Source organism: Chitinophaga sp. (genome assembly GCF_017745275.1).
Taxonomy (GTDB): Bacteria; Bacteroidota; Bacteroidia; order Chitinophagales; family Chitinophagaceae; genus Chitinophaga.
The window spans coordinates 268,222-294,623 of sequence record NZ_JAGHZS010000005.1 but is presented as its reverse complement, the minus strand read 5'-3'; the positions used below and the strand labels follow the sequence as shown (position 1 = coordinate 294,623).

Genomic DNA, 26,402 nt, shown 5'->3' with positions numbered 1-26,402 from the left:
AGCTATTGAAGCGATCACTCGCTCCGATCATTCGCTTCAATAGCTTTCTGCTCTTACTTCAAATACTTATCAATAAACGCTCCCAGCTTCTCATATCCCTGTTCATTAGGATGCAATCCATCGGAAAACAGGTTCTCCCGGAGCTTTCCGTCTGCCTGCAAAAACAGCGATCCCGCATTAGCGAACCGGATTTTATTATTTCCCGGAATACGGGCGATTAACTTGTTAATCCCCGCTACCCTGGCTTCCATATTCTTACGTGGCAATATTCCCATCAGGATGATCTTTGCAGCCGGCTGCTTCTCCTGTATCACCTGTAACAGGTTTTTCAATCCGTCTACAATTTCTGCGTCTGTATTGAGTTGCAAATTATTGGTCCCTATCATCAGTACAATATATTCCGGCTGGATACCATCCAGCTCACCATGTTGCATGCGCCACAGTACATTCTCTACCCGATCCCAGCCAAAGCCCATATTAACGGTTTGTTTAGGCGCAAAATATTTATCCCAGGAACTACTGCCCCTGATCACTGAAGACACCGGGTTGCCACCCCAGAAGTTAGTAATGGAGTTGCCGATGAAGAGCACTTTAGGGGAATGCGCTTTGTTATACGCCAACACTTCATAGTGACGGGTTTCCCAGTCGTAAATACCGGCATCGCGGCGCTGTGTAACAGGCGTGGTAGTAACCGTATTCCCTTCTCTTTCTCTAAAAATAGCGTGGATTTTTTTCGCATAGGCGTTGGCATAAGCCATCATTCCAAGATCGGTGGGATGGGTGCCGTCTACCATGGCGTCGGGGTCCTGGCCAATTTCTTCTTTGGTAAGTACGGTAATATTCTTCATCCCCGCCTTAAGCATAGAATCCGCCACTTCTTTCAATGCCTTATTTACACGCACGTAAGAGTCCATACGTTCCACATTGGTTTCGTTGGTGTATCCATCGTGCTCGGTCAGCAATATCGGAATGCCCGGGCGCTTTTCCTGCAGCAGCTTAACGCATTCGGCTATACGTCTTTTTATTTCCGCATTGGTATATTCTGCAGGCGTCAGGTTTGGCAGGCAATCCAGCACATACAGGCTGGCAGGTATCTCCGCCAGGAATGCCACTACTTCCTTTTCCATACGCCCGTTGCCGGAAAAGCCGAGGTTGATCACCGGCCGGTCTAATTTTCGTTCCAGTATATTGGTCCAGGCCATACCGGGCCTGGAAGCACAGCCACCCTGTGCAATAGAAGTACCGTAAACTACAACCGGTGCTTCTGCACGAACCGGCATCGGTTTAAAATAGCTCTCTTCCGGCACCGATATACTCAGCGATTTTACGGAATTATATAACGGCAGGAACAATGTATATTCTACATTCTTTACATGCTGATCTGTTGTCTTCAGATTTTTAAACCGGTAAACAACGGTACTGTCAAAGGCATAGTCGCCCGCGCAGAACATCCATCTCCCGTCTATACTTTTAACATACAGGTCCACACCACTCACACCGGTAGCCGGCATATGCGGCATACTGGCGCTTCCTGTAATGCGGTACTTCACTACTATTTCATCCGCATTACTTTTGAATCGCAGACTCAGCCCGGTACTGTTGCGCGATAAATTCCATACATGATCGCGTACTTTACTTTTTGCGGCTGGTGGCAGCCGGGTATAATAATCACTGGTATCGCCGCGCCAGCCCTGTCCTTCCAGTGCATAGATGCTGTTATCTGTGGCAGGCTCCCAACTCTTGAATTTACGGGGCGTTTGTGCGGTAGCTATATTCACCAGCATCAGGAGCAGTGCTGTACTCACCATCATTCGTTTTTTCATGCTTCGTTTTTTTCATTCCGGCGATTGCCTTCCGTGCAATCGCCAATAGTGATAATATCATTGATCTACAACACAGCGGAACCCAAGCGTGCCGGCCCGGTCCATTCCTGGCGACAGCAACAGGTATTTGCCATGCTGTGTTAGTTGTTGCGCCTGCGGGAAATACCAGTAAGACGTTTGCGGGTGGTAGTAACTGCCTCCCTTCAATACCGCCGAACGGGTATGTGCATCGCTATACTCATCCGTCCACTGCCATACGTTGCCGGTAAGATCCATAACGCCGAAAGGGCTGGCACCGTTAGTATAGGCGTCTACGTTAGCAGGGCCACGGAGTACACGACCGGTATCTGCGGGGGGAATCCGGTTGCTGTCGGCCGTCATGCCCCAGGGATAAAGCCGCCCATCAGTACCTTGTGCCGCGTACTGCCATTCCCATTCATGTGGTAGCCGCTTGCCTGCCCAGGCAGCATAAGCCCGGGCGTCTTCTATGCTCACCCAGGTAACCGGCTTCTGCTCCCAGCCCGCCGGATAGGTACCGTTCTTCCAGTCTTTCAGAAAGTGATGGCTATTTGCCGGACGATAATGCGTGGCATCCATAAATTGTTTAAACTGCCGGTTGGTGACCGGGTAACGGTCTATAAAAAAAGAGGCGATAGCCATCTCTTTTACGTGCGAGCGCTGCGGATGTGCTTCCCATGGATATTGTACGCCGATGGCATCCGGCAGCTCATTCCCTTCAATCATCACACCCGTAGATACAAATTTATATGCCGTGGCAGCAGGGATATGCACCATGCCTTCCGGTGCTGTTGCCACTTTTTTAGTGGCAGGAATAGGCGTCATCTCTTGTGGTAGTGGCGCGCTGGTAGCAGATAATTGCTCCGGTGGTGTTGCCAGCAACTGCCGCCGGCCGGCCAGGAAACGTTCCAGCGTGTTGTTGGAAACAGTGGCCGGAATCACCGCTACGGCGCCAAAACCATGACCCGGTATACGAAAGTCAAGGGTTACTTTATCACCAGCCTTCACAGCGTTCAGCTCCTGCCCGTTCCATACATCATAGTACCGATCGCCAGGCATGGCTTCCATGGTGAGCTGCGGACCGGTTTTACCGGTACTGTCGCGATTCACCAGCGTATATACCGTAGCGTTAGTGCCAGGAAATTTCGATGCAAAAACGCCTGCCTGCAGTGTAGGTATATGAGGCTCCCAGCGGGGGCTGTTCCATACTTCCGGGAACTGCCGGTATATATCCCTTATGCTGCGGATCATGGCTGCATACCGCGGTGGTACCTGGTTCCAGATGCCCCAGATATTTTCCCAGGCATTATACCCCACGCCGTTGAAGAATGCATATTGCAGGTCGTCTATTTTATCGATCGCCCAGCGATTGGTGACATGTACCTGGTGCCGGGGTTCCAGCCATTTGTACAAACTCACGCCCGGTATATACCTGAAGCCGGCGCTTCCCCATTTTTCCCAGTAGTAGCCCCAGCTCATGGTATTCCATTCTACCATTTTTAAATCGCCGATATGGATTTCCGGCTGTAATGCCAGCGGATAACCTAAACGGGTATACGCTTCTTTGAAGTCGGACGTTACCCCGTGCATGGTATCCCCATTCAGGCCGTCGGCGCCCAGCTCCTTCATTTCTGCCGTCAGCTCATCAGCCATAGGAATACTGATACGGCGGGTGCCGTGGTCCCATATCATGATCGGGAAAAATACCCGCACGCCTCTTTTGTGGAAGTCGCGGATCATTTGCTTCAGGGCTGCTTTCCCTCCTGGCATATCTGCTACCAGGTCAAACTGGTTGCGGTTATCTATGCCGATGTTGGGATAGGTAGGCCATATCAACACGGCGTCCAGACCACCGTAGCGGGTAGTCAGGTCATCGAGGAAGCGGTTCACGGTATATTGCCGCGTTGCCGGGTCGTAGAGATAACGGTCGTGCGCCATGATCTGGGCATACATAAATGTACCGGGTATCCAGCTCAATGCTTTGTCCGTATAGGCTTTACCGTTATATTGTAAGTGATCTTTTTCGTGTGTTCGCCACCGTTGCAGGGAGTCCAGCCACTGCGCCCGTTGCGACGGCTGCTCCGGTCCTGCAATCAGCTCCCCTTCCGCGCCCTGTAAACGGATTTGCGCGCAAAGGGTCACCGGCAGGCTGAGAGTGGCCATAGCCAGCAGCCTTGCAAATACATTCATGCAATGATTTGATTTTAGGTCGATAAAAATGATTAATAGCCCCACTTCCGCATCACCTGCAGATCGTCGCGCACAGCATCCAGTGGCGCCTGACCCTGGTAGGATTCCTGCTCAACAATAAAATAACGTGTACCACCGGATTTTTTACCGAGGTCAATCACTTCTTTTACCGGGATAATACCTTTGCCCAACACGGTGCTTTCGTAGTTGCTACCCATTTCTCCTTTCTCCGCTTTAATTTCATCTTTCACGTGCATCAGCTCAAAACGGCCAGGGTACTGCTTAATAATATCCAACGCCACACCACCGGCATGATACATATTGCCGATATCCAATTGCTGTGCCACCAGCGAAGGATCTGTATTTTGTAAGATGAGATCAAATATTTTTTGTCCGTTCAATTGCTGACTGAATTCGAAATCATGGTTATGATAGCCAAATTTCATCCCCTGTTTTTTGCACAAGGCGCCGCTTTTATTGAATACATCCATATAAGCTTTGAAGTCGTCGTAGTTCTTACGCAAACCTTCATCCAGCCATGGACTGATCACATAGTGCTGTCCTACGATAGCCGCATCTTCTACCGTATATTTCCATTCGTCGGTGAAATCTTTTTTGGCGGCATCCCAGTGTTGTTTACCCATGACGGTATGGCCGCTTGGCATTACTAAGCCCAGGTCGCCTAATAATTTCTTAAAGTCTTTGGCCGTATAGCCATAGAATTTGCGCGCTGCATAGCCGGCATGTTCCACGTTTTTATAGCCCATGGCTGCCAGTTGTTTCAGCGTACCGGCCGGATCTTTTTTCATGTCTGCGCGGATAGAATACAACTGGATGCCCAGCACCGGTTTGGCAGCAGCAGTGGCCAGCAAACCTTTTGGCAGCATGGCAGTACCGGCTAGCGCCAGGGTACCTTGCCTGAGGAAACTTCTTCTTGAAATACTCATAAGAAAGCTAATTTATATATTGACAGATACGTTTCTTTACAGCGAAAAGGCGAGATAAGTATCGCCTGATTTTTTGCCCAGCTTTCCACCGCCACAGGCAATCACTACAAATTGTTTTCCGTTCACTTCATACACCGCCGGCGTGGCAAAACCACAGGCCGGCAACGTGGTTTCCCATAGCAACTGACCGGTTCTTTTGTTAAATGCCCTGAACTTACTATCGGCCGTAGCTGCAATGAATACCAGTCCGCCGGCAGTCACCACCGGCCCTCCATAATTTTCGGTGCCACTGTGAATCCCTTTGGCTTTGAGTTCCGGGTAATCGCCCAGGGTATCTTTCCACAACAGTTGCCCGGTGTTCAGGTCAATGGCGCTCAATGTGCCCCATGGTGGCGATACCGCAGGGTATCCTTCTTTCGTTAAAAATTTATTATACCCGGTAGCCCGGTAAGGTAAATCCGTATAGGCGTCCACGTTTCTCCGCGGTGCGGTAAAGGGGTGCAACTGTTGTGCTTTTATATCGAGTATAAAAGCAGCCAATGCCTTTTTCTCGCTGCTGTCCAGCTGTTTGAAGGCAGGCATCATTCTTCTGCCACCGTCTACCAGTTGCATAAAAGCGGCCTCGTTATACTTATCACGGGTATGCACCAACGAAGGGAAGTTGCTGCTGCCTTTACGTTCCGGACCATGACAAGCCATGCAATGCGTGTTGTACAAACGTTTTCCTGCCTGCAGCTGTGTTTCATTCACTTCCGGCGCTTTCTCTTTTGCATCAACCATAGTGAGTATCCATGGCATTTCGCTGGCGTTAACGTACAACACACCAGTGGTGGGATCTATAGCCGGACCGCCCCATTCCGCGCCTCCATCAAAGCCGGGGAAAATGACGGTACCCTGCCGCGAAGGCGGGTTGAAGAGATGGCCGGTTTTATAAGTCTGTAGTCGTTGCAGGATATCCTGGTAAGAGCTATCCGGCACCAGGCGGTTCAGGTCTGCTACGGGTAAAGATTGTCTGACAAAAGGCGCAAAAAATGTAGGAACAGGTTGTGTGGGAGACAGGTACTCTCCGGGCAGGGCCGTATCTGCCGGCACAGGGGTTTCTGTAACCGGGTACAGCGGTTGCCCGGTACGCTGATCCAGTAAAAAAATGAATCCTGATTTGGTTACCTGTACTACCGCTGCCACTTCCTTTCCGTCTTTCTTTACATTCACCAGCATCGGTGCTGTAGGCAGGTCCCGGTCCCAAACATCATGGTGCACCGTTTGATAATGCCAGATCCGCTTGCCGGTGGCCGCATCCATGGCCAGCACGCAGTTGGCAAAAAGATTGTTTCCCTTCCGGCGACCACCATAAAAATCGTAAGTAGCGGAGCCCATGGGCGCAAACACTACCCCGTTTTTTTCATCCAAACTAAATCCGGCCCAGGCATTCACACCACCGGTATGCTGCCAGGCCTCCTTGTCTTCCCAGGAATCATAGCCCTCTTCTCCGGGTTGTGGAATGGTGTGAAAAATCCATCTGAGTTTGCCCGTATGTACATCGTAAGCACGGATGTAGCCGGGCGCGCCGCCTGCTTCTTCATCTACACGTGTGCCTATAATAAGGAGATCTTTGTAAATAATACCGGGGGTAGTAGATGTAATATACAGCTGGTCCATGTTGCGGCCCATATCATGATGCAGGTCCACATAACCGCTGTCGCCAAAAGAAGTAATGAGCCGGCCTTTATCAGCATCAATGCAGTGTAGTTTTGCTCCGGCTGTATAAAATATCCGCTTGTCAGATGTGCCGTTTTCATAATAAGCCACGCCCCGGCAGGCGTTGTATTGGAAATAGCCTTTGCCTTTTACATCTCCCGAAATATTCACCGGGTCAAATACCCATAAATCCTTGCCGGTAGCAGCGTCGAGGGCAAACAGTTTTAACTTCGGCGATACCCCGTACAACCGGTCCCCTATCACCACCGGGTTCACCTGTATCTGCGTCATTTCTTCCGCGTCACCGGTATGAAAAACCCAGGCTACCTTCAACTGCGCCACATTACTGGTATCCAGTGAGGTTAACGCACTATAGTGGATGTTTTCCTTGCTGCCGCCATATACCTCCCAGGTACGGTGGGCGTTGTTGCCCGAAGTACAGGATAGTAATAACATTGCCATCAGTAATAGAAGACTCGTGGAACGCATTTGACGTAGTTGATAACTGGTTCCTTTAAAAATATACTTTTTAAAATAATTTTTTAAGAAAACATGATGGGTGGAGCAGAAAGCAAAAAGCTATTGAAGCGATTGACAGAAGCGAGTATCTTAATTACTATCCGCTTTTATCAATCGCTTCAATAGCTTTTTGCTTTCTGCTTTCCGCTTTCTGCTCTAAAAAAATCAGCCTTTTATTTTCACTACAAACAGTCCGTTCGGGATATCACCCGGACGCAGACTTGATAAGTCTATTACACAGTCCTTGCCTTTCTGCGCCCAGTTAATCGTTTTGCTGGTACCCAGAATACTGATGGCAGCGCCTTTTGCCGGTGTATAGTTCCGGATGGTTACCTGCGACTTATACGCCGGTAAAAAGCAATACAGGGCGCCTGGCTTGCTGGTGAAAAACATTTCCACGCTGGCGTGCTCTTTTGAAGGTTTCACCAGGTTACTGATATTATAACCAGACATGAAAGCTTCCTCTTTTACTTCCGGGCGCTTGCCCAAAGTCCATTGCCGGGTTTCTTTCCATGGTTTGGTGTCATAAATACCTTCGCCGTTCACTTCCAGCCATTGACCGATGTCCAGCAGTTTCTGCTGCATAATTACGGGGATACGGCCATCTGCGGTGGGCCCGATATCCAGCAACAGGTTACCGCCTCTTGATACAATATCTACCAGCATTAAAACCAGGTCACTGCTTTTCTTGTAATCATCGGCAGTTTCCATACGGTTATAGCCATACGACTGTCCAATACCCTGGCTTTCTTCCCAAACCACACCGGGTTGCATACCACTGCCATATTCAGAGGTCAGGTAAGTGGCGCCATTGTTTTTGCCGCGGGTACCACTGCCCCAGCGATCGTCTACCGCTACTTCATCCTTTACCGGTGATTCGTTGTACAACCAGGCCAGCAATGAAGTACTGTTCCACGCAGTATCTGACAAATCCCATTCTCCATCAGAGAAAATAACAGAAGGTTTATAACGGGTCACCAGGTCTTTAAACTGTGGTGTCATCACTTCCTTCACATAACGGGGCTTATCTTTCTGCCACAGCGGGTTAAACCATTCGTACAACGAATAATAATATCCCATACGCAATCCTTCTGCACGCACCGCATTGGTGAGGTCGCCCAGCAAATCCCGTTTAGGCGTACCCGTAACAGCGTTCCAGGAACGACCCCAGGATTGATCTGCTTCTTTGCTATCCCATAAACAGTAGCCTTCGTGATGCTTGGAGGTGAGCACTACATACCTGGCACCGGAACGGCGAAATACATTTGCCCACTGCTGCGGATTAAAGAGGGAAGCTGTAAACTGGCTCTCCAGGCTTTGATATGGTGTATTGGCGCCATAATTCTTTTCATGAAAAGTCTTTGTTTTTTCATGGTTATCGCCGGACCCTACGTCCTTGGTAGCCCAGTACCATTCGGAATAACCACCGGGGCCTACCGCAGAAAAAGACGGTACCGCATACACCCCCCAGTGAATGAAGATGCCAAATTTAGCATTATTAAACCAGGCGGGAATTCCCCGTTTATTCAGGGAAGCCCAGTTAGCTTCATACTTTTGTGCAAAACCTGTGGTGGCACACAGGAAAAAAAAGAGCACACCAACAACGCATTTTTTCATAACAAGTCTTTAAATACTTAAGGTTCCCAAAAATAGTTATTGAGGATTGCCCATATTAATGGTATTTTCTCTGATGATAATAATTACTTCCCCGTCTGCACTTATTCCTGCGTTGTCTGCACATTTACCGTCCTTGTCTATACACGGCTCCTATACAACCGCTATGGTGCTAAATTTGCCAGGCATCCGGTATTCCCATTAAAAAAACAGTAGTTTTAAGGTACGTTTCACCATGAGTATTTCTGCGCCATTCAAAAAAATTTTTATCGCCCTCCATATATTGATATGGAGTGTATTGCTGTTGCTTCCCTACATCGTTTCCAATGCCGCCAACGACTACCGCATCGGTACTTTTCCGGGTTTGTTCTTTACCATCTGTGGCTTTATCCATATGGGTATTTTTTACGCTAATTCGCTGTTGCTTTACCCGCGACTATGGAATAAACGTTACTGGTGGTTGTATATACTTTCCGTGATCGTATTAATTGGCGGCTCTTTCCCGCTGAAGTACAGCATCATGGCACATGGATTCCCAATGGTACTCAGAGACACCTCTTCCTACCGGTTTGTATTTGCACCTTCCATCGGCACTTACATCATCAGCCTGGTGTATTGTAAAGTAGTAGACAGGATACAAAAAGACAGGATACAAAAAGAGCAGCAGGCAGCACAACTCAGCACCGAACTAAAGTTCCTGCGTTCCCAGGTAAGTCCCCATTTCCTGTTCAACGTGCTGACCAACCTGGTATCCCTGGCCCGCAAAAAATCGGATCAGCTGGAACCCGCGCTCATCATGCTTTCCGACCTCATGCGCTACATGCTGTATGATACCACCGGCAAAAAAGTATTGCTCACGAAAGAAGTAACTTACCTCAACAGCTATATTGCCCTGCAACAACTCCGCTTCGGGAATGATGTAGACATCCGCCATAATATCCAGGTAGCTCCCAATGCGGCGCATCATACCATAGAACCCATGCTGCTGATTCCCTTCGTGGAAAATGCCTTCAAGCACGGTACCGGCTATACGCAACGGCCGGAAATTGATGTTCAGTTAATCGCCACTGGTGATCAGCTCACCTTCGAAGTAAAAAACCAGTTCGATAACGATCCTTCTGCAAGCAAAGATGAAAACTCCGGCATAGGGCTGGCCAATGTACAATCCCGGCTACAACTGCTGTACCCGGGCAAACATCAGCTCCTCATCAGCAAACAGCCTCCTGTTTTCCATATTACCTTAACTTTACAGCTCACATGATACGTTGCATAGCCATAGACGATGAACAACTCGTGCGGGAACTGCTGGAAGATAATATCCGGCAGGTGCCTTTTCTCCATTTGGTAAAAACCTGCAAAAACGCCATGGAGGCACTGGAAGTATTGCAACACGAACAAATAGATCTCCTCTTCCTCGATATACAAATGCCGCGACTGAATGGATTACAATTACTACAATCCCTTCAACAGCCGCCCATGGTGATACTGGTAACCGCCTATGAACAATACGCCCTGGAAGGCTTCCATTTGCAGGTGGTAGACTACCTCCTGAAACCGTTTAGCTTTGAACGTTTTCTGAGAGCCTGCAACCGTGCTAATGAACTCCACCGGCTGAAACAAGCCAGCACACCCGTTGTTGATGATAGTTACGCATTTTTTGTCAACGTGGAATATACACAGGTAAAAATAGTTGCCGCCAACATCGACTATATCGAAGCGCTGAAAGATTATGTCAAAATTCATCTCTCCAATACCCCCAAACCTATACTCACCCGCATGACCATGAAGGCCATGGAAGACAAACTGCCGGCAGCCGCTTTTATACGCACACATAAGTCTTACCTGGTCGCGAAACAAAAAATTACCACGATCAAGCGTGACCTCGTTTGTATCGGTGACATAGAAATTCCGGTGAGCGAATTTTATAAAGAGAATGTCAACCGGCTACTGCATACCTAAGGATTGCCCGTTTTGTCGCAACACTTTCCCATCCCGTCTACTCTCCAAAATTGCGCTTGTTCTTCGACCTAGTTTTGCTGTAACATCTTGCTACAGTAATGAAAACAAGTACCATCATACTCTTGCTATTCGCCGGTACGGCAGCAGCGCAAAACAAGCCGGCAGCAGGCTCCACGCTTAAACCCGTGGCAGACTCCACTCCTGCCGTGGCCGATACTGCTATTAAAAGTAAACGCGCACTGCATGAAGTAGTGATCAGTGCAGGCGCTTTTGAAGCCAGCGACCGCGCCAAAGGGGCTTCCCTTACTCCAATTGAAGCCGTCACCGTTGCAGGCAGTAACGGCGATATCAGTCTTGCGTTACGCTCGCTTCCCGGCGCCCAGCAAATCGGCGAACAGGAAGGCTTGTTTGTGCGCGGCGGCACCAGCGAAGAAACGCGGCAGTTTATAGACGGTACCTTGCTACGTACGCCTAACTATCCTTCCGTGCCAGGAGTACCACAAGCCGCCCGTATTAACCCTTTTCTGTTCAGAGGCATCTTATTCAGCACCGGCGGCTACTCTGCCTTATATGGCGGCGCCATGAGCAGTGCACTGATACTGGAAAGCGAAGATCTTCCGGAAAAAACATCCGCGCGTTTTTTTCTGTTCCCCACCGTTCTCGGCGCCGGTATGCAGCACCTCGCTAAAAATAATCGCAGCAGCTTCGGCTTCAACCTGAACTATGGCAATCAATCGCTTTACAACAACATTGTTCCGCAAAAGCCGGATTATTTCAGTGGCCCCATTTACATGGATGGCAATGTCAACTTCCGGATCAAAACAGGTAAAACGGGTATGCTGAAACTCTACAGTGGCTGGGGACACAGCGATGTGGGCATGAATAATCCGGACATCGATAGTGTCGCCCTTAAAGCCGGCTACCAGGTGCGCGGATGGAATAGTTATAACAACCTCAGCTTCCGCAGCTACCTGAGCCAGAATTGGAAGCTGGAAGCCGGTGCAGCCTATAGCTATAACCGCCAGGAAAATAACCTGCATCTCACCAATGAAAAAGGAAATGTGGTGGCGATTCCGTATATCCCTTACAGTTATAAAACCAGTGACCGCAACCTGGAAACAGATTTTGCACAGGGCAGGCTGGTGATCTCACATTTCTTTCCACAGGGACAGGCGCTACGCTTTGGAGCAGAACAGTTCTATACCCACGATCATGGCCGGTCTAACGACAGCCTCCTGCGGGTGACCGATCATCTCACCGCGGTATTTGCAGAAGGCGATATTTACCTGGCCGATAATCTCGCCGCGAAAGTGGGCGCCAGGATGGAATATTCCTCCCTGTTACAAAAAACAGTGGTGGCACCACGCGCCAGCCTGGCCTACCGGTTACGCGATGGCAGCCAGTTTAACCTGGCCTATGGCATCTTTTACCAGGAGCCGGCAAATGATTACCTGTACCAGCCGAACCAGCTTAATTTTTCCAGTGCTTCCCACTACATCCTGAACTATACGAAGAAAGCTAATAACCGCTTCTTCCGGGTGGAAGTATATTACAAGCAATACCAGGATCTCGTGAAAACTATACCAACGCTCAGCAATAACGGGAAAGGCTATGCGCAGGGCGTGGAATTATTCTGGCGCGATAAGAAAAGTATCAAAAACCTGGATTACTGGATAACATATACTTATCTCGATACCAAACGTGATTTTCTCAACTATCCATACCAGTTACGGCCCTCGTTTGCTGCGCCACACACCGCTACGATAGCTATTAAAAAATATTTCCCGGACATCAATACCAACGTGAATCTTTCCTGGGCCATGGCTACGGGCCGGCCTTACTACCACATCAATTATAATGGTATCGATGATCAGGGTACCACCAAAGGGTATAATGCAGTAAACCTGCATGTGGCCTGGCTTTGCTCTTTTATTAAAAACAAAAAATGGAAAGACTTCTCCGGTGTGGCGATGGGCATCAACAATCTCACCGGCACCAGGCAGGTGTTCGGCTACAACTATAGCTACAATGGAATGGTTAAACAGCCTATCACGTTGCCGGCTACACGAAGTTTTTTTATCGGCATATTCATGAGTTTCGGCATTGACCGTACCGACGACTTTTTAAATAACAATTTATAAACCTCACAAAAAAAGAAAAATGAAAAAATTATTGATTTGCCTGGCCGTTTTATTCGTTACCTATAGCGGGTTTGCACAATCCAATGCCTTACAGCAGGCGGTAGCGAAACTGGATCAGGCCCAAACGGTAAAAGACTATGAAACACTGGAGAAAACATTCCTTGGTATCACTGAACAACCGGCTTGGCTGGCGCCTTACTATGCGGCATTTTGTAACGCAAAAATTGGCTTCCTTTTACAGGATGATGGCGAAAAAATTGAACCCTACAGCGTCCGCGGCGAGGAACAGGCAAAAAAAGCACTGGCCTTATTAGACGCTGCCAAACAACCGAAAGAAGCAGCAGAAGTATATACGGTATTGAGCATGGTATATCGTACCAAGGTATTTATCAACCCCATGAGCTATGGCCGTAAATATGGTACCCTTTCCGAACAGGCCCTGAAACAGGCCAAAACATTGGATGCACAAAATCCAAGAGCGATGTTCGTGACTGCATGGGTAAAATACTATACGCCCAGGATGTGGGGTGGCGATAAAGACCTGGCCAAACAACTGGCTACACAAAGCCTGCAGCAACTGGCTACTCCGGCTACCGGCACAGATCCGCACTGGGGTAAAGCAGAAGACGAAGCGCTGCTGAGCAAATTCAAATAACGTTTAAATGAAAAGATTATGGGATTTGGGATTTTGATCATACTACGCATCCTGTTTGTTGCGTGTATGGTGTTTATCATCGGGAACATTTTTGGCGGCTTTTCGAAAAAACCGACCCTCCGTATCATTGGCAGGGTAGCCACCATACTGGTCATTGTACTCTTCTTTATCAGCAATGTCCTCTTTATGAGAATGGCATTTGCCCATCATCATGGTAATGGCCCCTGGTGTCATGATCGGGAAGAAGTAAAAACAACGGCTCCTCAGCCTTAAACAAACCTGGATCGCTGCCCCGATATGCGGGCAGCGATCATTTAAATGAGTAGTTAACCCGCCATAATTGCGACCATTGCTATCTCCCTGCAGCAATGATGACATAATACCGGCGCCAACAATGCCAAAACGGCATCTGCCGCAGTCTGGAGATAAATTTGAGCGCCTCTGCATTATGGATAACTCAATTTCATTTCTAACGCACCAGGCGTCGAACGATAGGAGTTTATTAGATGCCTATTCCCAGACCGTTACCGGTGTAGTGGGTACGGTGGCTGAATCAGTGGTACACATAGAAGTACAGAAAAAAGTAAGCGATCAGCGTACGCGGGAAAAGCGCACGCAGGGAGGTACTGGCTCCGGCTTCATTATATCTTCTGATGGTTTCATCATTACCAACAATCACGTGGTAGAAAATGCAGACAGCATTAAAGTATCTTTTGTAGATGGCAGAAGAGTCAGCGCAGAAATCAAAGGTGCCGATCCTTCCACAGATATTGCCGTACTGAAAATTGATGAATCGGGGCTTAAAGCAATGCCATTAGCCGATTCTTCCACTTTACAGGTCGGACAGATCGCCATCGCTATTGGCAATCCGATGGGATTACAATATACGGTCACCGCCGGAGTGGTGAGCGCTTTGGGACGCACCCTCCGCGCCAGCAATGGCCGGCTGATCGACAATGTGATACAAACCGACGCTGCCCTTAACCCGGGCAACAGCGGCGGTCCGCTGGTCAATTCTATGGGACAGGTCATCGGCGTAAATACCGCGGTCATCGCCTCCGCACAGGGGCTCTGCTTCGCCATCTCCTCCAACCTGGCCGCCCAGATCGCAGGTCAACTGATCCTGCACGGCAAAATCAGAAGGGCACAACTGGGCATCGCCGCACAACCGGTGAACCTCAGCAGCCGCATGATTGCCGCCAATAAATTATCCGTCCAAACAGGGGTCTACGTTTTTGAAACCGTACCAGACGGAAATTTCTACAACTCCGAATTGCATATCGGCGACATTATCATCGCCTTCGATGGTAAGCCCGTTGCAGCCGTGGATGATCTCCACCTGCTGCTGTCCGATAAACAAATCGGGAAAAAAGTGCCGGTAGATGTTTTACGCGGTGGCAGAAAACTCACCATCACCGTAATACCCGGAGAAATTAAACAATAATCTTTTCTCGCAAAGGCGCAAAGGAGCAAAGAATATTGAAGCGAATTTTAAGCTCACAAAGAGGACGCTTACATAACAATCATGTGTATAACCATTATGTGATCTTCTTACTTTGCGAGCTTAAAATTCGCTTCAATATTCTTTGCTCCTTTGCGCCTTTGCGAGAAATGCGTACATTCCTATCCTGAATACTGCGACTATGAAAAACTATCTGTTACTACTCCTCATCGTCCTGTTTTCCTTTCAGCCGGCGCCTCCGGAAAACAATATACTCCTGCTTAAAAATGTAACCCTCATAGATGGCAACGGTGGCACACCTATAACGGCTACGGATATACTGATTAAAAATGGCGTCATCGCCAAAATCGGTCCCGGGCAATTAGCCAACGGCGCCACGGTAATCAACGGCCGGGGAAAAACCGTGATGCCTGCACTCATCAGCAGCCATGTACATATAGGTATGATTGGTGGTGATAAAAACAACCCTTATACCCGCGAAAACATACTCGCACAATTGAAAAAATACCAGGACTATGGTGTTACCAACATACTCGTGATGGGTTCTGATGAACCCATGCTGTTTCATAGCGGCCTGCGTGACTCTTCCGTCAATGGCCTCCTGCCAGGTGCCCGCCTGTACTCCGCGGGCTACGGCTTTGCCGCTGTTAAAGGGCCACCGCCCATGAAAAAAATATACCATCCTGCTACGCCAGCGGAAGCCATCAGCGACCTCGATGCTGTTGCCGTACTCCACCCCACCGTTATCAAAATGTGGGTAGATGATTTTGGCGGCTCCGCAGCCAAAATGGATAGCAACATTTACAAAGCCATCATCACCCGCGCACATCAACAACATATACGCGTAGCCGCACATCTCTACTACCTGGCTGATGCCCATCACCTCGTAAACAACGGGCTTGATATCATAGCACACAGTATCCGCGACCAGGAAGCAGATGCTGCCCTGCTGCAACAAATGAAAAAGCAAGGCACCATTTATATTCCCACCCTCTCCCTCGATGAATATGCGTATATCTATGCCCGTAGACCCGATTGGATCAATGATCCTTTTTTCAAAGCATCCCTGGAACCCGGCACATATGAAATGATCACATCATCCGGCTACCAGGACAATCTCAAAAATTCACCTGCCTATCAACGAAATGTACATGCCTTTGAAATAGCGTTAAAGAATGTAAAAAAGATGGCAGATGCCGGTATACTGGTGGCGCTTGGTACCGATTCCGGCGCGCAGCCGGTACGTGCACAGGGCTTTTCAGAGCACCTGGAAATGGAGTTGCTGGTACAGGCCGGGTTTACACCGTTACAAGCCATCACGGCGGCTACCAAAAACGCTGCCATCGCCCTGCATATACAACAACATTTCGGAACCATTGCTCCCGGCAAAACGGCCGACTTTCTATTGCTCAATGCCAACCCTGCACAACACATCAGGAACACCCGGAACATTGCGGCGGTATATAAAGCCGGGATTGCTGTCAGCAAGGGCCCCCTGCAGCCCTGATACACGCATTGCAAGGCCAACTTATTACATCCGCAAAAGCGGACAAACAAGTGTGCAAATCCGGACATATTAAAAAATATAACAAATCTAAAATAACTGATAATCTGTTAGCTTTCTGACTGGCATCTTTTTTAACAACAGGAAGCAATCAACCCTAATATCATGCTCACAAACTACTTCAAAGCTGCCTGGCGGAATTTAAAACGATTCAGAACACATACCATCATCAATATAGCAGGCCTTGCACTCGGCATCGCCTGTGTAATACTCATTTTCACCATGGTCAAGTATCACCTGAGCTTTGATACTTTCCATCACAACAAGGATAGGGTATACAGGATCGTTACTGCCTTTCATGAAGAAAAAGTAAGGTATTCCACAGGCGCCCCATCTCCTATGGGCGACGCTTTTCAACATGATTTTGGCGTAACGGAGCAATTGTCGCGCGTAGCGTCCATGGGTAAAAGAGTGGTGATGACAACACCTGATAAAAAGTTTGAAGAAGAAATTGCTTTCGCGGATCCTTCCTTTTTCAATATCTTCTACTTTCCGCTGCTGAGCGGCTCCACCGCCACCACATTAAAAGCGCCTTTCACTGCTGCCGTCACAGCGCGAATTGCAAAAAAATATTTTGGTACTACAGATGTCATCGGCCAATTAATTCACCTCGACGACAGCCTGCAGTTCACCATCACCGCAGTGTTGAAAGATATCCCTGATAATACTGACTTCCGCGCGGAAGTATATTTTCCTTTCGATAACCTGCAAAACCATTCCCCCTGGCTGGTAGAAAAAGACTGGTGGATGAGCGTTAACAGGGGATTACAATGCTTTGTATTACTGAAGCCTGGTGTTAAAGCAGCCGATGTAAACAACAAACTTTTACCGGCAGTTTCTTCCAAATATTATGATGCTACTTCTTCCAAATTATTCAGGTTCGAATTACAGCCATTGAATGACATACATTTCAACCCCCAACTCAATGGTTATATTGCGAAGAAAAACCTGTGGATAATAGCGCTCATTGGGCTGCTACTCATCATTACCACCTGTATTAATTTCGTGAACCTCAGCATCGCCCAGGCCATGAAGCGTTCAAAGGAAATTGGTCTTCGTAAAGTATTGGGTGGCCTCCGGGGACAAATTTTTGTACAGTTCCTGTCAGAAACAGCGCTCGTGGTATTGATTGCCATGTTGCTCGCTTATTTGCTGGCATTGGTAACGCTCCCCTATGTCAACCAGCTCTTCGAAATACAACTGCATATCAATATCCTGGGCGACCACTATCTCCTGCTTTTTTTACCCCTGCTTTTTATAGTGGTGGTATTACTGTCCGGTGCTTACCCCGGGCTCGTCATTGCCGGTTTTCAACCGATACAGGCATTGAAAAACAAACTGGCGCGACAAAGTACCGGCGGCGCCTTATTTAGAAAAGGGCTGGTGGTAACCCAGTTTGCGATTTCTCAATTACTTATCATCGGTACCATTGTAGTAGCCAACCAAATGCGCTATTCTGTGGAAAGTGATCCCGGCTTCCGGAAAGATGCCATCCTGATGTTACCGCTACCGGATAATGAGGTGGCAAAACTAAGCACCTTACATACGTTATTATCGCAGATACCGGGCGTAGAACAACTCACTTTTTGCGGCAATGCACCCGCTGCAGACAAGGCCTCTGCTACCAGCATGAAATTCGATACCCGCACCACCGCTGAAAAAAATGCTATTTTCAACCGGGCTGCCGACACCGGCTATGTGCGTACCTTCGGGCTACAACTGGTGGCAGGCCGCAATCTGCTGCCTTCAGATACTGCCCGTGAATTCCTGGTGAATGAAACCACGGTAAAAAATCTGCAACTGCCTTCCAACGAGGCTATCATCGGTAAATCTATGGTAATTAACGGCGGTCAAGGCATAGTTGTAGGCGTAGTAAAAGACTTCCATACCCGGTCCTTCCATGAAGCCATAGATCCGATCTTCATCTCTACTATCCACGACAACTACAGCAAATGCGCTGTAAAAGTTGATATGCGCCAGCTCCGGAAAATGATGCCGGCCATTGCCGCCGCGTGGAAAGACGTATACCCGCAGCACTTCTATAAATACCGCTTCCTCGATGAACAAATGGCCGGATTTTATAAACTGGATATGATGATTTTCCGGCTCATTCAACTGTTCACCAGCATCTCCATCATCATTGGCTGTATTGGATTATATGGCCTCGTATCCTTTATGGCCGCACAACGCACCAGGGAAGTGGGCATCCGGAAAACACTGGGCGCCAGTGTTGAAAATATTATATGGCTGTTCAGCAAAGAATTTCTTTACCTGCTGCTGACCGCTTTTGTGATTGCCGCGCCACTGGCCTGGCTTATCATGAATCAATGGCTTCACACTTTCGCTTACCGGATAAACCTGGGCGCCGGTGTGTTTGTACTCGCCATATTTATTTCCATTTGTGTAGTCACCATTACTGTTGGATATACCGCCATTAAAACCGCATTGATGAATCCGGTGAAAACCCTCAAAGCCGAATAGACTTACCATTTCAACCTATAAGTTACAAGGGGACTACCATTCAATATGGTAGTCCCCTTTTCATGTTATCCCCTATTCTTTTTGCGGGCTTACTCCGCTACATTAATACATTTGTAATCTGGGAAAGAAAACCACTAAATGTCATTTGTCATTACTCCCGTCACAAACAAGATCAACTTTTATCTATTCACTTTTAAATGCAATTTGTCATGCTATCAACAATTTCCGGTCCGGAACTCTACTGCCCGTTCCCTGAAACACTCCATCCGCAGGTATATGAAGCGGATCAACACACTACCGATTGGGTACATGCTTTCCAACTCGTAAAAGACCATGCTACCTGGGAACATTATCATCAACAGAAATTCACCTGGATGGTGGCCCGCATGTTCCCGAATGCTTCCCTGTTTTCGTTATGCATTGCGAGCGATTTCAACACGCTGTTATTCCTCTGGGACGACCACCTGGACGCTTTGGCGCCCAACGAATTTAATACCGGCTTTGAGCGCATGGTATACCAGATGATGCAGGTGCTGGAAGTGAACAAAACGTTTACACTGGCTACCGGGGGTCCTATCCTGGCTGCCATGAGCGACATCTGGCAACGGATGCGGCAAATCAGTAACAGAGGCTGGCAGGCCCGCTTTGCCCGTAGCCTTAAAGATGCCTTTATGGCCAATATGTGGCGCATGAAGCATGTAGACAATGCCCGGAGTATTTCACTAAACGATTACATCCGTTTCCGGCCACAAATCGGCGGTGCCAACTTCTTCCTGGACCTCGCCACACTGGTAGGCGAAATCAATTTGCCGGCAGACCTGCGGGCCAACAAACAGGTAAAAAGCCTGGGATTGTATTGCAGTCGCACCATCTGCTGGGCAAACGACCTTTATTCATTTTCGAAGGAACTGGAAGGAGGAGATGAACTGAACCTGGTAATGCTGCTCAAGCATCATCATCAGCTTACATTGGAACAAGCCGTAGAACAGGCTGTCCGTATCCACAACTCGGAAGTAGCGCTGTTTAATAATACGGCAGATGTACTCACAGCACTCTGTTCCAATACCGTAAAACCTGTACTGGAAGAGTATGTACTGGCACTTGGCCGTATGATGAAAGGAAATATAGACTGGAGTAGCCAGGATACTACCCGCTACCAGTATGTGTATGCTTAATTATTGTGGTAACAGTTTATTCAGGGTGCTGTTCAGCAGCCGTAGATCAATAGGCTTGGAAATGTATTCACTGGCGCCTGCCCCAAGCATATCATCGATCGATTCCTGGAAAGCATCCCCCGATACCGCAATCACCGGAATGTCTTTAAACGCAGGTATTTCCCGGAATCGCTTTATCGTATCGCTTCCGCTAAGTCCCGGCATATAACTATCTATGAAAATAACGTCCGGTTTTTCATCCATTGCCTTGTTAATCCCTTCTACACCGCTTCCGGCTACCAGTGTATTAAAGCCCAGCTTACGCAGAAAATTAGCCAATACCAGCTGACTCATTTCACTGTCGTCGATCACCAGCCCTTTCAGCCCCTTGTGCAGGGTCAGCTCCATAAAAGAAGCGCCCTTTGCCACTACTGGTTTTTCCGGCTCTGCCAGCGGCAGTTGCACCACAAAGGTGGCTCCTTCGTGCAGTACGCTGTTGACCGTGATTTTTCCGCCCATTAACTCCACGTATTTCTTCGTGATAGGCAATCCCAACCCGGTACCCTCAAACTCGCTTTTTCCTGCCTTAAATGGCATAAATACCGATAGCAGCTCTTGTTCCGGTATTCCCGGGCCCTGATCTTTTACGTGAAACTGCCAAAGGTCCCCATCTCTCAAAACAGTAATACTTACCACACTATTGGTACGGGTAAATTTGATGGCATTAAACAACAGGTTATTCAATACCTGTGTGAGCTTGCCTTTATCCGCCACTATAGACGCCGGCATCCCTTCGCGGATATCCGCTTTGATCCGGATACCGCGAAGGTCGGCAATGTATTGGTATACAATGACTTTGTCTGTAATCAGTTCCCGGATATTGAATGCCTCCGGATGCAGGTCGTGTGAAGCGCCTCCCTCAATCCGGGAAATAGCCAGCACATTATTAATAATTTGTAATACGTTATGGGTAGCAGAATACAGGTGTTCTACTTCCGGACGGATGTCCGCATATCGCTCTTCCTTATGCACCTTCATCAACAGATCCTGGCTGATACCATAAATAGCATTCAGCGGGTTACGGATTTCATGGCTGGTTTCCCGTACAAAAATGGTTTTTTCGTCGGTAGCCTTCACCAGTTTGTTGTTGAGCGTTTTTAACCTTCTTACATACAGGAAGACAGTAGCAACGTCCAGCAAAAGGATAGCCGGCAGCGTAATCCAGCGGATGATAAATTGCTGTTCGTGTCCCATGGCCATTGGCGGCACAACGTTCATGTAATAGTTAATTTCGCAGGCTATCACTGATAAAACCGCCACCACTATACTGGCTATCACCAGGGCACGGGTCCGGAATATCATCAGCGAGGCGCCCAATAAAAACAGGAACAACAGGTGTACTTCCGTTAACATCCCCATTACCCCACTAAAGTATACAATCGCCACATTATTAATAGCCACAAAGGATATACTGGCCAATACAGGTTTATTGGCTATGTTCAGCAGCAATACGCCAATGAACAACGCTGCTTCAATGTAAGCCGGGATCAATAACTCTATTTTACCCGTACCCCAATAGATCAACGCACCAAAAAGCAAACAAAGCGTAGTGGTAATCACTGAAAAAGTATTGACCATCCTGGTCACCTTAGCCTGCGCTTCTTCCTGTCGGGAAGTACCGGCATTCACAACGTGGTGAAATAATTGGCGAGTATCCATATGGTTATTATTTTGAGAGGCTTTTGTGGGATGATAACATGACGAAAATAACAGTTGTCAACTAAAATACTATCACATGATTTAAATCCACTACAATATTACGCAATATTTACGTTTTTACCTGCCTTTCACTTTTAAGAGGCTGGCATTAATTGCCACCACTACAGTGCTCACCGTCATCAATACCGCCCCTGCCGCCGGGCTCAGTAAAATACCCTGTTCATATAACACCCCGGCCGCCAGTGGCAACGCTACTACGTTATAACCGGTTGCCCAGATCAGGTTCTGCATCATCTTACGCCAGGTAGCTTTCCCAAATAAAATCAGGTTCACAACGTCCTGCGGATTGCTGTTTACCAGCACAATACCGGCTGTTTCGGCCGCTACATCACTTCCGCTGCCAATGGCAATCCCCACATCCGCTTTGGCCAGCGCCGGCGCATCGTTGATACCATCTCCGGTCATCGCCACAAATTCACCTTGCCGCTGCAACTCATTTATTTTATCCAACTTTTCATGAGGCAATACTTCCGCGAAAAAACTGTCCATCCCCAACGTTTTGCTCACACTTTCCGCCACCTTACGATTATCACCTGTAAGCAATACGGTTTTAATGTTGTTTTCTTTCAGGGTAGCAATGGCTCCGGCAGATTCCGGCCGGATCTGGTCCGCCAGCGCAATAAATCCCGCCACCGCGTTATCAACCACCACGTATACCACGGTCTCCCCGGAAGCGATATCAGCACTGGTGTTTTGCCCTTTGAATTGCTCTTCAATAAAGCCCGGGCTCACCACCTTCACTTCTTTTCCACCTACTTTCCCGGTAATACCTTTACCGGTAATGGCCGTAATGTTCTCTGCCACAGGCAATGACAATTGCAGGGCCTTCGCTTTGTCCACAATGCCCGTTGCAATCGGATGCTCGGAGCTGCCTTCCAGTGCTGCTGCCAACGACAGCATGGTTTCTTTCGTTAAACCGGCCTGCAAGGTGTTGAAACGTACCACTTCAAAACGACCTACGGTCAGGGTGCCTGTTTTATCAAATACGATGGTGGTAATATTGCGGGAATTTTCAAAATCAGTGCGGTTCTTAATGAGCAATCCATGCCTGGCAGATAACGCGGTGGATTTGGCGATGACCAATGGTACTGCCAATCCCAGCGCATGCGGACAACAAATCACAATCACCGTTACCATCCGTTCAATAGCAAAGGAAATATCCCTGCCACTCATCCACCAATATAAGAAAGTAGCTACTCCGGCCAGGATCGCAATAAGGGTCAGCCAGCGCGCCGCTTTGTCTGCCAGCAGTTGCGTTTTGGATTTGGATTGCTGGGCATCCTGCACCAGCTTCACTACCTGCGATAAATAAGAATCGGCTGATCCATGGGTTACGGATACTTTAATTGCCCCGTTACCGTTCACAGATCCCGCAATCACTTTGTCGCGGGCCTGCTTCTGTACCGGTTTGGATTCCCCCGTCAGCATGCTTTCATTCAGGTAGGTTTCTCCTTCCGTCACCACGCCATCGGCGGCTACTTTTTCGCCTGGCTTGATTAAGATGATATCACCCGCTTTCAGGGAAGCTGTTTGTACATCCATGATATGATCGCCATGCACCAGGTGGGCATTGTCCGGCATCAGTTGTACCAGCAGCTCCAGTTCCCTGGAAGCGCCTGCCACCGATTTCATTTCAATCCAGTGCCCTAACAACATAATGAGAATCAGGGTTGTTAACTCCCAGAAGAAATCCATACCTGACAAACCCACTACAGTAGCCACACTATAGATATAGGCCACGGTGATGGCAAACCCTATCAGCGTCATCATGCCAGGCTCCCAGGCTTTCATTTCGTCGTACCAGCCCTTTAAAAAGGGCCAGCCGCCATATACAAAAACTGCAGAAGAGAGTGCCAGTAACAGGTACTTATCTCCCGTAAAATTTATAGAAATACCTAACCATTGCTGAATCATTTTTGATAACAGCATTACGGGTACGGTGAGTAATAACACTACATAAAAACGTTTTCTGAAATCGGCAATCATCATCGCGTGATGATCGTGGTGTCCGCCATGGCTGCCAGGCGCAGCACCATGCTGGTGCCCGGAATGATCCGGCGCTTTTTGCATGTCGCCATGCGAATGATGCTCAGATGCTGGTTGATGTTCAGGCGCTGGTTGATGCTGGTGCCCGTGCTGATGCTCATGCTCATGTTGATGATCCATTTCTCTTAATTTTAATAGCTTAATGTAATCCCCGCGCCAAGTCCCATGTCACTATCGTAATGTGTTGAAAAAGCAAAGTTCCTGGTAACAATGTACCGGAAACCGGCCATGTATTCCTTATCGGTGTTCACCATGAAACTAAACCTTAGCCGTTTTGTTACCGGCACATCATCCCGCATCAACTGAAAGCGCAGGCGGCCGTCAGTATCTACAGAAGCATCTGCCACTATCAGCATCGGCAAAGTATATTCCAATCCCACATGAAATACCTGTCTGAAATCTTTGGTATTCTTTTGTCCGAATAAATTTTTCTCGGATTCTTCCATTTTGCGGTAACGCACATCCCAGCCGATATAAGGAAACAGCCACTGCATTTTACCAATGTACCGTCCGAAATGGCTCTCGCTTTCATAGCCATGATGATCGTTTAATCCCAGCCGCCACTCGGTAGATAAACGATAGCGGGTATTGGCCACCATGATTTCGCCATCGCTGCCGGTACTTTCCAGTCCTACCCTCGCCATGGTATGCAACATACGGTCATCTTTCTTTAACATGCGATATGCCATTGCAGGGTGCGGCACTTCCGGGTTAGGCGGTGAATTTTCATAACTGAATACACGTCCCATGCCACTCATCATGTGGTATAAAATGTGACAGTGAAAGAACCAGTCGCCGCTCTCTGTGGCAGCAAACTCAATGGTGTCGGTTTCCATGGGCATGATGTCCAGCACGGTTTTCAGCGGGGAATATTCTCCCTGTCCGTTCAACACCCGGAAGAAGTGTCCATGCAGGTGCATCGGGTGGCGCATCATCGTGTTGTTGTACAGCACGATTCTTACATTTTCTCCTTTCTTAATTAAGATCTTATCTGTTTCGGAAACTGTTTTATTATCAATACTCCATACATAACGGTTCATATTACCTGTTAGTTCGAAGTGGAGTACTTTCATGGGGCCTTCAGGCAGCGTGGTTTTTTCCGGCGCCTTTAACATACCATAGTTCAGCGTTACAATATCGCCAGCGGTGCTATCCATGTGCATATTGCCCATGTCGTGTTGCATAGGAGCTGCGGTTTCACCACCGGTAATTTCAGGATACATCACGGTGTTCATATCCATCTGCTGGTTGGCCATCTGCATACCATCGCTGGTATCCAGGTCGCCGTTCATTTTCATCATGTCGTTCATCATCTTCATCCCTTCGAAGTACTTCAGCCGTGGCAGGGGTTTGGCCGGCATTTTCATACCTTCACCCAGCCAGAGGGAAGTGCTGCCGGTGCGATCTTCTGCAGTGGCCATGAACTCGTACTGCATATTTTCGGGGATGGTTACTACTACATCATATGTTTCTGAAACCCCTACCAACAGGCGATCTACTTCTACCGGCTCTACGTCGGCGCCGTCGTTGGCTACCACGCTAATTTTGCCGCCGGCATAGTGCAACCAGAAATAAGTAGAAGAGCTACCGTTAATAATCCGCAAGCGTACTTTGTCGCCCGCTTTGAATTGAGGCGCGGTAGCGGCGGATTGACCATTGGACAAAAAGCGTTCGTAGTATACATCGCTTACATCCATGGCATTCATGCGTTTCCATTCGTTGGTCACTTTGGTAGAAAAATGTTTGTGCTTTGCCGCTTCTGCATAGCTCTGTACAGATCCTTTCTTGATGGCGAACCAGTCGTTCGCGTTATGCAGGTAGCGGTTTACCGTATGCGGGTGCATATCGGTCCAGTCGCTCAACAATAACGTATATTCTTTTGCGTTAGTTTCATTTCTTTTATGGATAACAATAGCGCCGTACATGCCACTTTGTTCCTGGAACATGGTATGGCTGTGATACCAGTAGGTGCCGTGTTGTACAAGTGGGAACCGGTAGAGATGTGTTTCACCTGCTTTTACCGGGCTGGTGGTAAGGTAAGATACTCCGTCGTATTGATTAGGTAAAATAAGTCCGTGCCAGTGGATGGAGGTTTCTTCTTTCAGGGTATTGTGTACATAAATTTCTGCGGTATCGCCTTCGGTGAAATGCATGGTAGTGCCGGGGATGGCGCCGTTGATGGCCAGCGCATGTTTGGTTTTCCCGGAGTAGTTCACCATGGTATCTCCTACATACAGGTCGTAGCGAACTACTTTAGGAGCCTGGTTAAAAGAAGCCTGTGCAGCAACCATACCACACAGGCTCATAAAAGTTATATACAGGAATAGTGCTCTCATAGTCGAAATTAAAATA

Annotated in this window: 17 protein-coding genes; 9 read left to right on the top strand and 8 right to left on the bottom strand. The window is 48.2% G+C overall.

What is annotated here, in order from left to right:
* Positions 1-53: 53 nt before the first annotated feature.
* The 5 genes from J7623_RS16200 to J7623_RS16180 form a co-directional block, all read right to left on the bottom strand.
* Positions 54-1,823 (bottom strand): SGNH/GDSL hydrolase family protein, encoded by a 1,770-nt coding sequence (locus tag J7623_RS16200; protein ID WP_291922189.1) that lies wholly within the window; start codon positions 1,821-1,823, stop codon positions 54-56.
* Between the two features lie 57 nt (positions 1,824-1,880).
* Positions 1,881-4,031, bottom strand: a complete 2,151-nt coding sequence (locus J7623_RS16195; RefSeq protein WP_291922186.1) for an SUMF1/EgtB/PvdO family nonheme iron enzyme — start codon at positions 4,029-4,031, stop codon at positions 1,881-1,883.
* A 32-nt stretch (positions 4,032-4,063) separates the two neighbouring features.
* Positions 4,064-4,978, bottom strand: coding sequence for a TIM barrel protein (locus tag J7623_RS16190; RefSeq protein WP_291922183.1), 915 nt, complete (start codon positions 4,976-4,978; stop codon positions 4,064-4,066).
* A 36-nt stretch (positions 4,979-5,014) separates the two neighbouring features.
* Entirely contained in the window at positions 5,015-7,165 is a 2,151-nt protein-coding gene (locus tag J7623_RS16185) for a PQQ-binding-like beta-propeller repeat protein (protein ID WP_291922179.1), read from the bottom strand.
* A gap of 195 nt (positions 7,166-7,360) precedes the next feature.
* The gene (locus J7623_RS16180) at positions 7,361-8,812 is read right to left on the bottom strand and encodes an alpha-L-fucosidase (RefSeq protein ID WP_291922176.1); all 1,452 of its coding nucleotides are present in this window, start codon (positions 8,810-8,812) and stop codon (positions 7,361-7,363) included.
* Between the two features lie 232 nt (positions 8,813-9,044).
* Here J7623_RS16180 and J7623_RS16175 point away from each other — a divergent pair, with 232 nt between their 5' ends.
* From J7623_RS16175 to J7623_RS16135, 9 genes are all read left to right on the top strand, one after another.
* Positions 9,045-10,070 carry a histidine kinase gene (locus tag J7623_RS16175; RefSeq protein ID WP_291922173.1) on the top strand — a complete coding sequence of 342 codons (1,026 nt, stop codon included), beginning with the start codon at positions 9,045-9,047 and terminating at the stop codon, positions 10,068-10,070.
* On the top strand, positions 10,067-10,768 hold the full coding sequence (locus J7623_RS16170; protein ID WP_291922167.1) for a LytTR family DNA-binding domain-containing protein: 702 nt from the start codon (positions 10,067-10,069) through the stop codon (positions 10,766-10,768). Before J7623_RS16175 ends, J7623_RS16170 begins: the two co-directional genes overlap by 4 nt.
* Positions 10,769-10,866: 98 nt before the next feature.
* Positions 10,867-12,909 carry a TonB-dependent receptor gene (locus tag J7623_RS16165; RefSeq protein WP_291922165.1) on the top strand — a complete coding sequence of 681 codons (2,043 nt, stop codon included), beginning with the start codon at positions 10,867-10,869 and terminating at the stop codon, positions 12,907-12,909.
* 19 nt (positions 12,910-12,928) lie between these two features.
* Positions 12,929-13,564, top strand: a complete 636-nt coding sequence (locus J7623_RS16160) for a hypothetical protein (RefSeq protein ID WP_291922162.1) — start codon at positions 12,929-12,931, stop codon at positions 13,562-13,564.
* An 18-nt stretch (positions 13,565-13,582) separates the two neighbouring features.
* The gene (locus J7623_RS16155) at positions 13,583-13,837 is read left to right on the top strand and encodes a hypothetical protein (protein ID WP_291922159.1); all 255 of its coding nucleotides are present in this window, start codon (positions 13,583-13,585) and stop codon (positions 13,835-13,837) included.
* 121 nt (positions 13,838-13,958) lie between these two features.
* Complete coding sequence (locus tag J7623_RS16150) at positions 13,959-15,008, top strand: trypsin-like peptidase domain-containing protein (protein ID WP_291922156.1); 1,050 nt, start codon at positions 13,959-13,961, stop codon at positions 15,006-15,008.
* A 199-nt stretch (positions 15,009-15,207) separates the two neighbouring features.
* Positions 15,208-16,533 (top strand): amidohydrolase family protein, encoded by a 1,326-nt coding sequence (locus J7623_RS16145; protein ID WP_291922154.1) that lies wholly within the window; start codon positions 15,208-15,210, stop codon positions 16,531-16,533.
* 162 nt (positions 16,534-16,695) lie between these two features.
* Positions 16,696-19,071, top strand: coding sequence for an ABC transporter permease (locus J7623_RS16140; protein WP_291922151.1), 2,376 nt, complete (start codon positions 16,696-16,698; stop codon positions 19,069-19,071).
* A gap of 209 nt (positions 19,072-19,280) precedes the next feature.
* Positions 19,281-20,246, top strand: coding sequence for a hypothetical protein (locus tag J7623_RS16135; RefSeq protein WP_291922147.1), 966 nt, complete (start codon positions 19,281-19,283; stop codon positions 20,244-20,246).
* Here J7623_RS16135 and J7623_RS16130 read toward each other — a convergent pair whose 3' ends face one another.
* The 3 genes from J7623_RS16130 to J7623_RS16120 all read right to left on the bottom strand — a co-directional run bounded on the left by J7623_RS16130 (position 20,247) and on the right by J7623_RS16120 (position 26,386).
* Positions 20,247-21,944, bottom strand: a complete 1,698-nt coding sequence (locus J7623_RS16130; RefSeq protein WP_291922145.1) for a hybrid sensor histidine kinase/response regulator — start codon at positions 21,942-21,944, stop codon at positions 20,247-20,249. It lies immediately after the preceding gene.
* A 117-nt stretch (positions 21,945-22,061) separates the two neighbouring features.
* Positions 22,062-24,170 (bottom strand): copper-translocating P-type ATPase, encoded by a 2,109-nt coding sequence (locus tag J7623_RS16125; protein WP_291922142.1) that lies wholly within the window; start codon positions 24,168-24,170, stop codon positions 22,062-22,064.
* Between the two features lie 11 nt (positions 24,171-24,181).
* Positions 24,182-26,386: a multicopper oxidase domain-containing protein gene (locus J7623_RS16120; RefSeq protein ID WP_291922140.1), complete on the bottom strand. Its 2,205-nt coding sequence runs from the start codon at positions 26,384-26,386 to the stop codon at positions 24,182-24,184.
* Between the last annotated feature and the right edge of the window lie 16 nt (positions 26,387-26,402).

What these genes read in the sequence shown, in the direction of transcription:
- J7623_RS16200 (WP_291922189.1), bottom strand. Translation starts at nt 1,823, where the DNA reads ATGAAAAAACGAATGATGGTGAGTACAGCACTGCTCCTGATGCTGGTG.
- J7623_RS16170 (WP_291922167.1), top strand. Translation starts at nt 10,067, where the DNA reads ATGATACGTTGCATAGCCATAGACGATGAACAACTCGTGCGGGAACTG.
- J7623_RS16140 (WP_291922151.1), top strand. Translation starts at nt 16,696, where the DNA reads ATGCTCACAAACTACTTCAAAGCTGCCTGGCGGAATTTAAAACGATTC.
- J7623_RS16165 (WP_291922165.1), top strand. Translation starts at nt 10,867, where the DNA reads ATGAAAACAAGTACCATCATACTCTTGCTATTCGCCGGTACGGCAGCA.
- J7623_RS16150 (WP_291922156.1), top strand. Translation starts at nt 13,959, where the DNA reads ATGCCAAAACGGCATCTGCCGCAGTCTGGAGATAAATTTGAGCGCCTC.
- J7623_RS16120 (WP_291922140.1), bottom strand. Translation starts at nt 26,386, where the DNA reads ATGAGAGCACTATTCCTGTATATAACTTTTATGAGCCTGTGTGGTATG.
- J7623_RS16160 (WP_291922162.1), top strand. Translation starts at nt 12,929, where the DNA reads ATGAAAAAATTATTGATTTGCCTGGCCGTTTTATTCGTTACCTATAGC.
- J7623_RS16180 (WP_291922176.1), bottom strand. Translation starts at nt 8,812, where the DNA reads ATGAAAAAATGCGTTGTTGGTGTGCTCTTTTTTTTCCTGTGTGCCACC.
- J7623_RS16190 (WP_291922183.1), bottom strand. Translation starts at nt 4,978, where the DNA reads ATGAGTATTTCAAGAAGAAGTTTCCTCAGGCAAGGTACCCTGGCGCTA.
- J7623_RS16175 (WP_291922173.1), top strand. Translation starts at nt 9,045, where the DNA reads ATGAGTATTTCTGCGCCATTCAAAAAAATTTTTATCGCCCTCCATATA.
- J7623_RS16145 (WP_291922154.1), top strand. Translation starts at nt 15,208, where the DNA reads ATGAAAAACTATCTGTTACTACTCCTCATCGTCCTGTTTTCCTTTCAG.
- J7623_RS16185 (WP_291922179.1), bottom strand. Translation starts at nt 7,165, where the DNA reads ATGCGTTCCACGAGTCTTCTATTACTGATGGCAATGTTATTACTATCC.
- J7623_RS16125 (WP_291922142.1), bottom strand. Translation starts at nt 24,170, where the DNA reads ATGGATCATCAACATGAGCATGAGCATCAGCACGGGCACCAGCATCAA.
- J7623_RS16155 (WP_291922159.1), top strand. Translation starts at nt 13,583, where the DNA reads ATGGGATTTGGGATTTTGATCATACTACGCATCCTGTTTGTTGCGTGT.
- J7623_RS16130 (WP_291922145.1), bottom strand. Translation starts at nt 21,944, where the DNA reads ATGGATACTCGCCAATTATTTCACCACGTTGTGAATGCCGGTACTTCC.
- J7623_RS16195 (WP_291922186.1), bottom strand. Translation starts at nt 4,031, where the DNA reads ATGAATGTATTTGCAAGGCTGCTGGCTATGGCCACTCTCAGCCTGCCG.
- J7623_RS16135 (WP_291922147.1), top strand. Translation starts at nt 19,281, where the DNA reads ATGCTATCAACAATTTCCGGTCCGGAACTCTACTGCCCGTTCCCTGAA.